The 12397-nt window shown below is 63.8% G+C and carries 12 protein-coding genes and 1 pseudogene; 6 read left to right on the top strand and 7 right to left on the bottom strand.

Annotated features, from left to right (window positions below):
* Positions 1-2: 2 nt before the first annotated feature.
* Both ABIA96_RS33720 and ABIA96_RS33725 read right to left on the bottom strand, forming a co-directional pair.
* Positions 3-431, bottom strand: a complete 429-nt coding sequence (locus ABIA96_RS33720; RefSeq protein WP_354141232.1) for a CBS domain-containing protein — start codon at positions 429-431, stop codon at positions 3-5.
* A 188-nt stretch (positions 432-619) separates the two neighbouring features.
* The gene (locus ABIA96_RS33725) at positions 620-1429 is read right to left on the bottom strand and encodes a rhomboid family intramembrane serine protease (protein ID WP_354141233.1); all 810 of its coding nucleotides are present in this window, start codon (positions 1427-1429) and stop codon (positions 620-622) included.
* Between the two features lie 488 nt (positions 1430-1917).
* Between ABIA96_RS33725 and ABIA96_RS33730 the strand changes: the two genes are divergently transcribed.
* Positions 1918-2472, top strand: coding sequence for a PAS domain-containing protein (locus ABIA96_RS33730; protein WP_354141234.1), 555 nt, complete (start codon positions 1918-1920; stop codon positions 2470-2472).
* Between the two features lie 65 nt (positions 2473-2537).
* Here the strand turns inward: ABIA96_RS33730 and ABIA96_RS33735 are convergent, their stop codons facing one another.
* The gene (locus tag ABIA96_RS33735; RefSeq protein ID WP_354141235.1) at positions 2538-2927 is read right to left on the bottom strand and encodes a COG4315 family predicted lipoprotein; all 390 of its coding nucleotides are present in this window, start codon (positions 2925-2927) and stop codon (positions 2538-2540) included.
* A 143-nt stretch (positions 2928-3070) separates the two neighbouring features.
* Here ABIA96_RS33735 and ABIA96_RS33740 point away from each other — a divergent pair, with 143 nt between their 5' ends.
* Positions 3071-3574 carry a GNAT family N-acetyltransferase gene (locus ABIA96_RS33740; RefSeq protein ID WP_354141236.1) on the top strand — a complete coding sequence of 168 codons (504 nt, stop codon included), beginning with the start codon at positions 3071-3073 and terminating at the stop codon, positions 3572-3574.
* A 5-nt stretch (positions 3575-3579) separates the two neighbouring features.
* Here the strand turns inward: ABIA96_RS33740 and ABIA96_RS33745 are convergent, their stop codons facing one another.
* Complete coding sequence (locus ABIA96_RS33745; protein ID WP_354141237.1) at positions 3580-5631, bottom strand: DEAD/DEAH box helicase; 2052 nt, start codon at positions 5629-5631, stop codon at positions 3580-3582.
* Between the two features lie 322 nt (positions 5632-5953).
* Between ABIA96_RS33745 and ABIA96_RS33750 the strand changes: the two are divergent.
* Positions 5954-6308 (top strand): annotated as a pseudogene (locus tag ABIA96_RS33750) (cupin domain-containing protein).
* 12 nt (positions 6309-6320) lie between these two features.
* Here ABIA96_RS33750 and ABIA96_RS33755 read toward each other — a convergent pair.
* The 3 genes from ABIA96_RS33755 to ABIA96_RS33765 all read right to left on the bottom strand — a co-directional run bounded on the left by ABIA96_RS33755 (position 6321) and on the right by ABIA96_RS33765 (position 8616).
* Complete coding sequence (locus ABIA96_RS33755; protein WP_354141238.1) at positions 6321-6833, bottom strand: hypothetical protein; 513 nt, start codon at positions 6831-6833, stop codon at positions 6321-6323.
* 129 nt (positions 6834-6962) lie between these two features.
* Positions 6963-7430, bottom strand: coding sequence for a hypothetical protein (locus ABIA96_RS33760; protein WP_354141239.1), 468 nt, complete (start codon positions 7428-7430; stop codon positions 6963-6965).
* Between the two features lie 34 nt (positions 7431-7464).
* Positions 7465-8616 (bottom strand): zinc-binding dehydrogenase, encoded by a 1152-nt coding sequence (locus tag ABIA96_RS33765; protein ID WP_354141240.1) that lies wholly within the window; start codon positions 8614-8616, stop codon positions 7465-7467.
* A gap of 392 nt (positions 8617-9008) precedes the next feature.
* On the opposite strand from ABIA96_RS33765, the gene ABIA96_RS33770 reads away from it, so the two are divergent.
* The 3 genes from ABIA96_RS33770 to ABIA96_RS33780 all read left to right on the top strand — a co-directional run bounded on the left by ABIA96_RS33770 (position 9009) and on the right by ABIA96_RS33780 (position 12155).
* Complete coding sequence (locus ABIA96_RS33770) at positions 9009-10256, top strand: MFS transporter (protein WP_354141241.1); 1248 nt, start codon at positions 9009-9011, stop codon at positions 10254-10256.
* Between the two features lie 52 nt (positions 10257-10308).
* Positions 10309-11475, top strand: a complete 1167-nt coding sequence (locus ABIA96_RS33775) for an MFS transporter (RefSeq protein ID WP_354141242.1) — start codon at positions 10309-10311, stop codon at positions 11473-11475.
* 68 nt (positions 11476-11543) lie between these two features.
* On the top strand, positions 11544-12155 hold the full coding sequence (locus tag ABIA96_RS33780) for a PilZ domain-containing protein (RefSeq protein ID WP_354141243.1): 612 nt from the start codon (positions 11544-11546) through the stop codon (positions 12153-12155).
* Positions 12156-12397 lie beyond the last annotated feature (242 nt).

Raw genomic sequence — 12397 nt, forward strand, 5'->3', positions numbered from 1 at the left:
GCTCAGGCCGTCTTGATGTAGTCGCGCAGGGCTTCCTGCTCGGACTCGTATTCCTGGACGCGGCGCTTGACGATGTCGCCGATCGAGATCAGCCCGACCACCTTGTTGTTATCCAGCACCGGAAGGTGGCGGAACTTACCGGTGGTCATCATCTCCATGAGCTCGGCAACCGTGTCGGTCTCCTTGCAGGTGACGACCTTGCGGGTCATGACCTGAGACACCGGCTCTTCCAGCACACCGGCACCGCGCTCACCGAGCACGCGCACGATGTCGCGCTCCGACAGGATGCCCTCGAGCCGGCTCTGGTCCATCACCAGCACCGCGCCGATCTTCTTCTCGCCGAGCAGTTTTACCGCGGCGGCCAGCTTGGCGTCGGGCGCGACGCTCATGATCTGGTGGCCCTTGGCATTGAGGATAGAACGTACCGTCATTGTCGCCTCCCTGAATCGGATCCGTCCGCTTGGCGCGGCTTGGACTTGTTCGCGAGTCTTCAACTAACAGTTTCGGCGCCGGTTTCACGTTCAGGCGCTTTGCGAAGCGCAGCTTCTATGAGCTTGCTGCTTCGGAACATTCTTCTCGGGAATGATGGATGAATTCGGGCAGCGCCGCAAGCGCCGCTTCAAATACCGTTTGAAATGTCCTGTGATGACGCATCCGCAGCATCATCGTTTCGCACGCGCGGCACGGGATCGAACAGTGCGAACAGCAACAGCCCTGCGAGGAAGCCGCCGATATGCGCCTCCCAGGCGACGCCCGCGCTGTTGCTTTCGACGCCGATCGCGCCGACGCCGAAGATGATGTTGAGGGCGAACCACACGCCCAGGAAGCCGACGATGCGCCGGTCCCGCAGTGCCTGCAACAGCGGCAGTGCCGGAACTTTGGCGGCGGTATCGGCGTCCGAACGGCTGAACGACAGGAAACTGCCGCGCACGAAAGCGAACCGGATCGCGGCCGCCATGGCCCCCGACACCGAGGCCGAGGCGCCGATCATCGGCACCACCGCGTGCTCGTGGGTGGCGAGATGGGCGAGCGCACCGGCGGCGGCCGTCACCGCCATGAACACGAAGAACCTGATAGCGCCAAAGCGCCGCGCCAGCGCGCTGCCGAACGGCAGCAGCCACAGCACATTGAAGGCGAGATGAGTGAGATTGGCATGCAGCAGCGAATAGGTGACGAAGGTCCAGACCTTGGCACCGGCGCCGCCCTCGAACTGCAAATTGACCAGCGAGGAATCGTAGCGCTTCGGGATGAAGCCGAAGACGTCGATGGTCCAGTTCTCCAGCTCCGGCGGCAGCAGCACCCGCAGATGGATCGCTGCCAGCAGGACGACGTAAGCCGTCAGCGGCAACGGCAGCGTCAGGGCCGGCTCGCGCGGGGCCTCTTCGACGACGACCGGCTGGTCTGACGGTGGTGGTGGCGGGGAATCCAAGGCGGTTTCGCTTTCAGGCGCGATCGAAGCAACAAGCTTCTCCAAGCAAGGCACTTCTCGAAACAAGGCACTTGGAGATAGTCGCCTTTACCGGCTTTGCGCAAGTGCACAAAAGGAAAAGGCAGGGCCCTGGGAAGGCCCTGCCTGTCCGTGTCGGCCTTCCCGGCACCACAGAAGAAAAAGGTGTATCCCCACCCCTCCCCGCGGCCAGTGACCAAACTGTTTGACGCCCGTGTACAGGCTTCGCCCAGAACCTGGAAGAAAGCGGCGAAGCTTGCGACCACGATCACCATAGCAGCCGCGACGCCGGGGCAAAGCGCATAGTTAACTTAACGTTAACAACGCAAAGGCAGCGCGCAGGGGACCGAAAACGCGCCCGCGGCATGGACGCTGCAATTCCCCTCCTGCACAACAACACAGGGATCTCAGGTGCACTGAAGCGGGACAGATTTGTCCCATGAGGTTGCGCCCCGGGGTGAGCGTCAGTCATGAAACATCCATCGAGCCGCGCGTTCTTCGCGTATTGGGACAAGAAGCGCGGTAGCGCGCGAGCCCCTGATCGGGCCGATATCGACCCGGCCGCCGTTCGCGAGCTACTGGGCGACATCTTCGTCCTGTCCTGCGAGCCGAAATCCGGCTTTCCATTCCGCGTCGCCGGCACCCGCGTCTGCGCGCTCGCCGGCTGCGATCTCAAGGATCAGGGCTTTGCCGCGCTGTTCGCGGAAGGTAGCCGCCGCGAGATCGAGGAGATCGCAACCATCGTCGCGGACGAGACGCTCGGCGCCATCGCCGGCCTCACTGCGCTCCGCGAGGACGGCAGCAAGGCGCATCTCGAACTGCTGCTGTTGCCCTTCAACGCCCGCCCGCACACGCCGGTCAGCGTGACCGGCGTGCTCGCGCCGTTCGACGACGAATGCGGCGCGCTTCGCGCCTTCACCGTCACCTCCTGGCGCTATCTGCACCAGCCGGAGAAGTTGTTGCCGCGCGCCATCCGCAAATTGCAGATCGCACGCGGGCTGATGGTGTATGAGGGGCTGCGATAACTCTCTCCCGTGTCCCGGACGCGCTGCAGCGTGCAACGCTGCTGCGCCGGGGCACGAGACTGTCCTCACGGCATCGCCAGATGCCAGGCACCGTTCAGGAAGCCGTCGCCGCTAACGTCACCGGGCTTGGTGTCCTTGGCAAAGGTGTAAAGCGGCTTGCCCTTGTGGGCCCACTGCTTGGAGCCGTCTTCGCGGGCGATGATGGTGTAGCCATCTCCTGCGGCGTCGCTGGCCTCGGCCTTCACCGCCGGCCAGTTTGTCGCACACGGACCGTTGCAGGCCGACTTGCCGTCCATATCCTTATCAAACGTGTAGAGCGACATGCCCTTGGCGTCGGTAAGCACGTTGCCCTTGTCGGTCTTGCCCGTTTTGGTCGGCGGTGCCGCGAGCGCAGCGGAGGTGAGCGCCAGCGTTGCTGCGAGCGTGAGCGCGAGGCGGATCGAGGATGTCGTCATGATGTCTCCTGTCATGCAATTGGCTTGCACGAAGTAGGACGCCGCAATGCGCGTGGTATTCCTGAAACGGCGGTAAAGATATTTTTGGCTGCGCACATCAGCGCGACGGAATAAATTGCGTTGGTTGATACGGAACAGTCGAGATGAGCAAGCCGCACTGGCGCCGCGCACACGCCGAAGACATCGAAGCGATCAGCGCGATCGCGGCACAAATACATCCTGATCTCCCAGAGCGCCCCGAAGTGCTTTCGGAGAAGATGCGGCTTTATCCGGACGGCTGCCGCGTGCTCGCCGCCGGCAACGAGATCGCGGGCTACGGCCTCGCGCATCCCTGGATACAGCAACACATCCCGCCGCTCGACGGCTTCCTCGACCGATTGCCCGACGCGGCCGACTGCCTCTATTTGCACGATGTCGCCGTGCTGCCCGACTTCCGCGGCGGCGTCGCGCGAGATTATGTCGCAACGATCGAAGAGCTCGCGCGATCATCAGGCATCACGACGCTTGCGCTGGTCTCGGTCTACGCCACGCGACCGCTGTGGGAGCGCCTCGGTTTCCACCCCGTCGCACCGGATGCGGCGCTGCGCGACAAACTCTCGTCCTATGGCGCGAGCGCGACCTACATGCTGCGCGGGCTCGCCCTATAGCACCTTCAGCCGCGGTGCTTCTTCTTACCCTTCTTCGCGGAAGCACCAGGCCATTCGGTGACCGACGGCGCATATTTGGCGTCACCGGATTTGTTTTCGAATGTCTTGTTTTTCTTCCCGAACGCCGGCTTGCCGAATTTGCCGCCGCCATCAGGCTTCGCGTGAGCCTTGACGTGCGCCTTGGCATGCGGCTTGCCCTGGTGCTTGGCTTCCGGCTTTCCCCGCGACCTGTCGTGCTGCTTCGGCCCGTTCGCGTTCCATCGATCGTCGCCGCGGCGGGCCGCATGATCGTCGTCACCTTCACCGCGCTGTGGAGCGCGTGAGCGCTTCTCCGCCGGCGCCTGCGCTTGCGGCGCACCCGTCATCGGCTCGAGGCGAATATTGTCTTCCTTGTCCGGACGCTTGATCTTGGCAGCGAAGGATTCCGCAACCCGCTCGGAGATTTCGAACTCGGTCGTGGTGTCCATGATCTTGATGGCGCCGATGTCGCCCTTGTCGATGCCGCCGCGACGGCAAATCATCGGCAAGAGCCAGCGCGCTTCCGCATTCTTTCTTCGCCCGATGTTGGCCCGGAACCATACGGTGGACTCGGCCATGCCATGCTTCGGCGACGATTTCCCCGATTTGGGTCGAGGCCTTTCGGAGCGGTCATCGCCGCGCGGCTTTCGATCGTCGCGCGGCGTGCGATCGCCGCGCGATGTCCGATCGTCACGGCCGCGATCGTCGCGCGGCCGGCTGCTTCGCTCGCCGGGATCGATGATGTCTTCCGGCGACGGCAGCCGCGCGCGATAGAGCCGCGCGAGTGCTGCGGCGATGTCCTCGGCCGACCGCTCGGCCAGCAAGGCTTGCGCCAGCGCCAGATCCTCGGCGGTCGTCTCCTCGGAGAACAGCGCATCCTTGAGCATGCGCTCGTGATCGAGCTTGCGGATTTCGTCCGCCTGCGGCGCCGTGCCCCAGATCACATCGATGCCGGACAGATTCAGCAGCACCTCCGCGCGCCGCCGGCGTACGGGCGGCACCAGCAGCACGCTGACACCCTTTCGGCCCGCCCGTCCGGTGCGGCCCGAGCGATGCTGCATGACCTCGGCGTCATTCGGCAGATCCGCGTGAATGACGAGGTCGAGGCTCGGCAGGTCGATGCCGCGCGCGGCGACGTCGGTCGCCACGCAGACGCGCGAACGTCCGTCCCGCAGCGACTGCAGCGCCGTGGTTCGCTCGTTCTGCGTCAATTCGCCTGATAGCGCGACTACGGAGAAACCGCGCTCCAGCAATGCTGCCTGCAAATGCCTGACCGCATCTCGCGTATTGCAAAACACCAGCGCGCTCGGCGATTCGAAAAAGCGCAAGACATTGACGACCGCGTGCTCGACATCACCGGGAGCAACCCGGATGGCGCGATACTCGATATCGGCGTGACCACCCTCGTCGCCCGCGACCTCGATCCGGAACGCCTGCTGCTGATATTGCTTCGCCAGCGCCACGATGCCGCGCGGGAACGTCGCCGAGAACAACAAGGTGCGCCGCGTGTCCGGCGTGGTCTTGAGGATGAACTCCATGTCCTCGCGAAAGCCGAGATTGAGCATCTCATCGGCCTCGTCGAGGACGACGACCTTCAATTCCGAGATGTCGAGACGGCCGCGCCGCAGATGATCGCAGAGACGGCCGGGCGTGCCGACGACGATGTGGGCGCCCGCGGCAAGCTCGCGCTGCTCGCGGCGCGGGTCCATGCCGCCGACGCAGGAGACGACGCGCGCGTGGGCATGTTCATAGAGCCATGTCAGCTCGCGCTGGACCTGCAAGGCGAGCTCGCGAGTCGGCGCGACAATCAGAGCCAGCGGTGCGGCGGCGCGCTCGAACTGCTCGGCACCATCAAGCAGGTCCTTGGCCATGGCCAATCCATAAGCGACGGTCTTGCCCGAGCCGGTCTGGGCCGACACCAGCAGGTCGCGGTCGACCGCATCCTCGCCGAGCACGGCGAGCTGAACGGGGGTCGGTGAATCGTAATTGCGCTCAGCCAAGGCACGGGCGAGCGGCGGGGTCAGGGCCGGAAAGGACACGGGATGGAAAACCTTGGTTGGTCCGGGGGCGCGGAACGGAAAGCCGAGGGGCCTGACGCTGCAGTCACTGCAGAAGGCCCGCTCACACCCATGATGATTTTGATTTGGATGCTCTTTACGCCAGAAGCCGCCAAATCACCATGGCTTTGATGCATGGCATTGACGACAGGGTGAACAGGCTCGGGGGGCCTTCAACAGCACTTTCTGGTCTGCTTCGACGCGTCCAGCGCGCCTTTTCGGCCGAAATGCCGGACTTTTGGGGTCATCTCGCCTAAATTGCGGCATTGGACGTACCAGGACACAGGCAGGATACGGGTGAAACATGGCCGACAGCATATCGCTTGCCGACAAGCTCGCGACCTTCGGGGGAGTTCTGGTCGCCGCGCACGGTCACGACCTTCAACGATTGCGACGTGATGGTGGTGAAGGTGAAGGGAGAATTCACCTGGCACAAGCACGACGACACTGACGATTTCTTTCTCGTCCTGAAAGGCATTCTGGACATCGAGCTGCGGGACCGCACGGTGACGCTCGGACCGGGCGAGCTTTACGTCGTACCCAGGGGTGTCGAGCATCGGCCGGTGGCGCGCGAGGAAGTTCATCTCCTGCTGATCGAACCCTCCGGCACGCCGAACACGGGCGACAAGGCCACCGCCGCGGCGCGCAAGCTCGCGTAGAGGGGCGCGGTTCTAGTCCCGGGAGGTCACGAGCCTGCTGAAGCCGCCGGCCAGCCTTGCCCTGGTCCGCACGACAAAGTCCTTCGCGGTTTGGCTCAGAGCGCGGAAGGCGCGCCAGGCTTCGGTTGCCTCCAGCCACGCCTTCATTTCGGTGAACTTCCCATACGCCCACGCGAAAGCCGGAATCCGCATCAGCTTGTCCCGCGTGAGATGGAACAGGCGCTCGACCAGCACCAGTTTGAGCAGCTCGCAGCCAACGAACGCCGTCACCCCGCTCAGGAACTGACCGGTTGCGACGAGGTAGGCCGCCAGCGGCTTGATTGGCTCCAGAATGATCACGGGCACGGAAAACAGCGCGAGCGATGGATAGGGCGACAGCGATTTGATCCAGGCGCGCAGCCGCTTGAATTCGAAATGCCACCCGAGCCAGCGCGAGATCGGCCGCGCCACGGCCATGAACACCGCATCCACCAGGAAGTAGATGGCAGCCAGGATGTAGGTGACGGGTTTCAGGATTCGCTTCACGGTACCTCTCCCCTGAACTGAAAGCCGGAACTGGGGCTTAAGTTTCATCTCCAAGCGAATATCTCGAGGATTCTTCGTGAAGCTTTTGCGACCCTCACCTGGCGGTGCTGCGGCCGCAGCGGAATCTGGCTAGGAACCCTGCATATATCGAACCGGGTTTTGGGGGTCCGCCGCGAAGATGCCCGCAGCTTCCGCGAACAGCGACGACAGAGCGGCCGTGTTCAAATCGGCGCACCGCTCAAAGCTGAAATTGTTGCGGCCCGATCTGAGTTCGCCGAGCGTGCCGGCATAGCCCTTCACAATCGGCGCGTCCCCCTTTGTCGCTGCCACATAGACGCTGACGTAATTCTTCTGGAGCGCCACGCCGACCACTGGCCATTCGATGAGATCGCCCGATCTGATCGCGTAGCGAAACTTGCCGTATCCAATCATCCTCATGCGCATGCCCGCTTCGCCGACCGGAGTGCCCTTATGAAAATAGCGTTTCAAGCTCGGAGCAGCCTTCCGTATCACCTCGTGCAGCCGAACGAGATCGGATTTCCGTTCGGGATCGAAGTTGAGATAGGCCTCAAGACTGTCTGCTATGACCCGGTACATAACGCGCTCCGCAAGACGTTTGGTGGTTGATTGTTCAATCCACCAATTCCGGCCACGGCACGATGGTCGACTTCACCGTCTTCATCGCCATCGCATCCTTCACCGCCTGCGCGACGCCGTCTTCCGTGAACGGATAGATCGTCTGCATCTTCAGCCACGGATACTTGTCACGCGTGCGGTAGAGCATGTCGACGCCGAGCGGGAGATCGTTGCCTGTAAACCCCCAGGAGCCGAGCACGTTGAGGTCCTTGGTGCAGATGCGGTGCCAGGAGGTCTCGATCGAGCCGGCGTCGGTGAACTGGCCCATCTCGACATAGGTGCCGCCGTCGCGCAGCATTTCGATGCCTTCGGGGCCCGCGGTCGGGTGGCCCGAGCAATCCATCACCAGATCAGCGCCAAAACCGCCGACGATCTCGCGCACGCGCGCGATGCGATCTTGCGGCGATTTGATCTCCTCGATGTTCACGGTCGCCTCCGCGCCGAACTCGCGCGCGAGCTTGAGTCGCGGCTCCTCGGGCGCGCCGACGCAGATCACGCGCCCGGCCCCCATCTCCCTCGCCGCCGCCACCGCCAGAATGCCGATTGGGCCCGAGCCCTGGATCACCACCGTGTCGGCCCAGGTGAAGCCGCCGGCGCGGGTCGCGCGGTTGAAGGCGCGGATGCAGGAGGTCAGCGGCTCCGACAGCGCGCCCAGCCGCAGCGACATGTCGTCGGGCAATTTGTAGATCTTGGTGCCCGGCAGCATGTCGAGATCGACATAGACATATTCAGCCCAGCCGCCCCACATGTGCGGCGCCTTGTCGAAGCCGAGATAGCGGCCGTAATAGACCGGCGTCAGGCATTTGTTGGCGGTCTGCGGATAATGGATGCAGTAATAGCAGCGCCCGCACGGCATCAGCGGCGGGATCATCACCTTTGATCCGACCTTGAGCGGCTTGCTCATGAAATCCTCGGTGAACTCGTCGCCGCATTCGACGATGACCCCGCCAATCTCATGGCCGAGCGTGAACGGCCATGGCAGCGGCTTCGGCCAATGGCCTTTCAGGATATGCAAATCGGTGCCGCAGACACCGCATGCGCCGATCTTGATCAGCGCGCCCTTGCGACCGACCTGCGGCCACGGCACGGTCTTGATCACGGGCTCCGAGCCCGGTCCGGCGTGGGTGCAGACGCGGATCTGTTGCATGGCTGTTTCCTCGCGGCCCGTCTGTTATGATTGATGGGTGCGGACCTGAGGCGAAGCGTATGGGAGATGCACGGTCGTGCCAAGGTGCGACCTTGTAGCCCGTATGAAGCGAAGCGGAATACGGGGACAGCGGCCCGGATTGCACTTCCGCCTTCGCTCGTTGAGCTACGGCGGACAAGCCGCTCCATCCGGGCTACATCGCAGCCACGAGCGCGGCGTCATCCTGAGGCGCGCAAAGAGCGCGCACCTCCAGCGACAACCGCTTCGCGGTTGCGCGGGGATGACGGTGGAGCATGTTGCGGCAGCGCATGGCTGCTGTTCAAGCCGCCCAATTGTCTTGAGCACGCGCCAGCGAACGTGTAACTCCGCAAAAGCCCTGTCCTGGTGATCGCTTGAATCCCCTGCCCCAAAATCCCGTGGCCGCGTCCGGGTCGTTCGCGGCCATGAAGTCCGTGCCCTACCGGCTGCAGTTCATCGCCTACGTGCTGGCGATGATGGCCGACAATATCGAGCATGTGATCAGCTACTGGGTGGTGTTCCAGAAATTCCACTCGCCGACGCTGGGCGGATTTGCCGTGCTGTCGCACTGGCTACCGTTCCTGTTGTTCTCGGTCGCGGTCGGCGGGCTCGCCGACCGCTTCGATCCGCGGCGCATCATCCAGTGCGGCATGCTGCTGTTCATCGTGGCCTCGGCCGGATGGGGCTTCTTCTTCATCACCGACACGATCCAGATGTGGCACGCCATGTTCCTGCTGGTGATCCACGGCTGCGCCGGCGTGCTTTGGCAGACGCCGAACCAGTTGCTGCTCTACGATCTCGTCGGGCCCGCAGATCTTCCGAGCGCGGTGCGGCTGAACGCGATGGCGCGTTATCTCGGCATCCTGGTTGGGCCCGCGGTGGGCGGCGTCATCATGCTGACGCTCGGCACCTCGCACGGCATCGTCTTCAACACGCTGTTCTATCTGCCGATGCTGCTCTGGCTGTTCTGGGCGCCGATGCGCGACAAGAGCGTCGTTGTGCGACGCTTTGCAGTGCGCGGCATTGCGGACATCGTCGACACCATGCGTGCCATCGGCGCGCAGCCGGTGCTGACGGCCATGATGTGGCTTGCCGGCCTCACCTCCTTCATGATCGGCAACGCCTATCACGCGCAGATGCCGGGCTTTGCCGGCGATCTCGGTCATGGCGATCCCGGCGTGTCCTACAGCGTGCTGCTCGCAGCCGACGCCGGTGGCGCGCTGCTCGCGGGCATCGCGCTGGAATCGTGGGGACGGCTGAAGGGCACGCCGCGCAGTGCGATCCTGCTCGCAACATTGTGGAGCGTATCGCTGCTCGGCTTCGCCGCCGTGCGGATCTATCCGGTCGCGATCGTGCTGTTGTTCTGCGCGGGCTTCTTCGAGCTGTCGTTCAACACCATGGCGCAGGCGCTGGTGCAGTTGAACGCGCCGACCGACATCCGCGGCCGCGTGGTCGGTCTCTATAATATGGCCGGCCTCGGCATGCGCGCCTTCAGCGGCATCACTGTCGGCGTCTTTGGTGCTGCGATCGGCATTCATTGGTCGTTGGGACTCTCGGCCGCAGTGCTGCTGGCGCTGCTGCTTGTCCTTTATCAACGCGCGGCGAGGAAGACTGTCGGTTGACTCTCGCCCCTCCCGACCGCACGCTCGACAAGCGGGTTGGGGAGATCAGGCATTGCGCAGTCGCTGGGCTATTCTTGCGATCCTGTTCGCCGTTCGCCTCACCATTGCGTTTCAGTTCCAGAGCGTGGCCGCGGTCGCGCCCCTGCTTGAAAAGACATTTGGCGTCGGGCTCGGCGATATCGGCATCCTGATCGGGCTCTATTTCACCCCGGGCGTCGTGCTGGCGCTGCCGGGCGGCGCGATCGGGCGAACGCTTGGCGACAAGCCGGCCACGATCGCGGCGCTGCTGCTGATGACGGCAGGCAGCCTCGTGATGGCGACCACCGACATCTGGGGTTTGCAGATGGCGGGCCGGCTCGTCTCCGGCGCCGGCGGCGTGCTGCTGACGGTTCAGCTCACCAAGATGGGCACCGACTGGTTTGCGGGTAAGGAGATCGCGACCGCGATGGCGATCTTCGTCAACTCCTGGCCGGCGGGTGTTGCGATCTCTCTGCTGGTGCTGCCGGCGATCGGCACGGCCTATGGCGCGGGCGCCGTGTTCATGGCGACCGGTGCACTGAGCGCAATCGGCATTGCCCTGATCATGCTCTACCAGCCGCCGCCGGGCGCAACGGCGATCGCGACTGGCTCGGGACGGCTTGATCGCCTCGCACTGCTGGCGGTGATCGTGGCGGGCCTGATCTGGGGCCTCTATAATGTCGGCTTCGCCATGATCTTCTCGTTCGGCCCCTCTTTGCTCGCCGAGCGCGGCTGGAGCATTGCGGCGGCCGGCTCGGCGATCAGCCTCGTGATGTGGCTGTCGGTGATCTCGGTGCCATCAGGCGGCTATCTGTCCGATCGTTTCAAGCGGCCTTTTTTCATGGCGATCGCAGCCAGCCTCGTGGTGGCCGCCCTGCTGGCCTGGTTGAGTCGGTCGGATTCCGTGATCACGACCCTGGTTCTGATCGGCCTGATCGGGGGCTTTCCGGCCGGCCCGATCATGAGCCTGGCCGCCCGCGTGCTCGCCCCGGAAACCAGGGCGATCGGGATGGGTGTGTTCTACACACTCTTCTATAGTGCGATGATGCTGGGGCCGGCCGTGGCCGGGCGGCTGGCCAAATCGGCGGGCACCGCCGCGGTCGCGCTGGACCTCGGCGCGCTGACGGTACTGGCCTGCCCGCCCTTGATGTGGCTTTTCGAACGCATTGTGTCTGTCCGCAACCGACGCGCCAAATCATAACGCGGCATTAACCCTATGCACCTTAGGGTCGTCTCGGACTCCGCCAGGCGGGGGGTCGGGTTGTGAAAATGGCGTTGGCGAACAAAAAATTTCTTCCGGCCGCCGAGGAACGTCGGCGTTTCCAGCGGGTGAAGGTGCACCTGCTCGGCCGTTACATGCTGCCGGATCGCCGTGAATTCCCCTGCCAGGTGATCAACATGTCACCGGGCGGGCTCGCGCTGCTCGCCCCCGGCATCGGCAATGTCGGCGACCGCGTGGTCGCCTATCTCGACCATATCGGCCGCGTCGAGGGCAAGATCACCCGGATCATCGACAACGGCTTCGCCATGACGGTCGGGGCGACGCCGCGCAAGCGCGACAAGCTCGCCGCCCAGCTGACATGGCTCGCCAACCGCGACATCCTCAACCTGCCGGAAGACCGCCGCCACGACCGCATCGTGCCGCGCAACCCGATCGCGGTGCTGACGCTCGAGGACGGCACCAAGATGACCTGCCGCATCATCGACCTCTCGCTGTCCGGCGCCGCCATCGCAGCGGAGAACCGGCCGCCGCTGAAATCGACGGTTCTGCTCGGCCGGGTCCAGGGCCGCGTGGTCCGAAACGTCGAAGACGGCTTCGCACTGGAGTTCTTGCACTCGCAGCCGATCGAGACTCTCGAAGAGAGCGTTACCGCGCGGTAAAAGCGCGATAGCGCCAAGACCCCTGTTTTCCAGGCCTCAAAGGCGGCTTCCGTGATCCGGACGCCGCCTTTTTCGCGTCGGGCTGGCGCCTGACGCGGGTTAACGCGCGACCTGTTCGCGCGCCCATATAGCCATTCCACAAGCGTTTCCGCGTTAATCCCTAAAATTTGAATCAATTGCAGTATTCTAAAATTTTACTCGAATTTTCTTCAAGTATAGATCGAATTAGCCCCGCCTTTTAC

Origin of the sequence: Bradyrhizobium sp. LB11.1, assembly GCF_040549385.1 — a bacterium.
Lineage (GTDB): Bacteria > Pseudomonadota > Alphaproteobacteria > Rhizobiales > Xanthobacteraceae > Bradyrhizobium.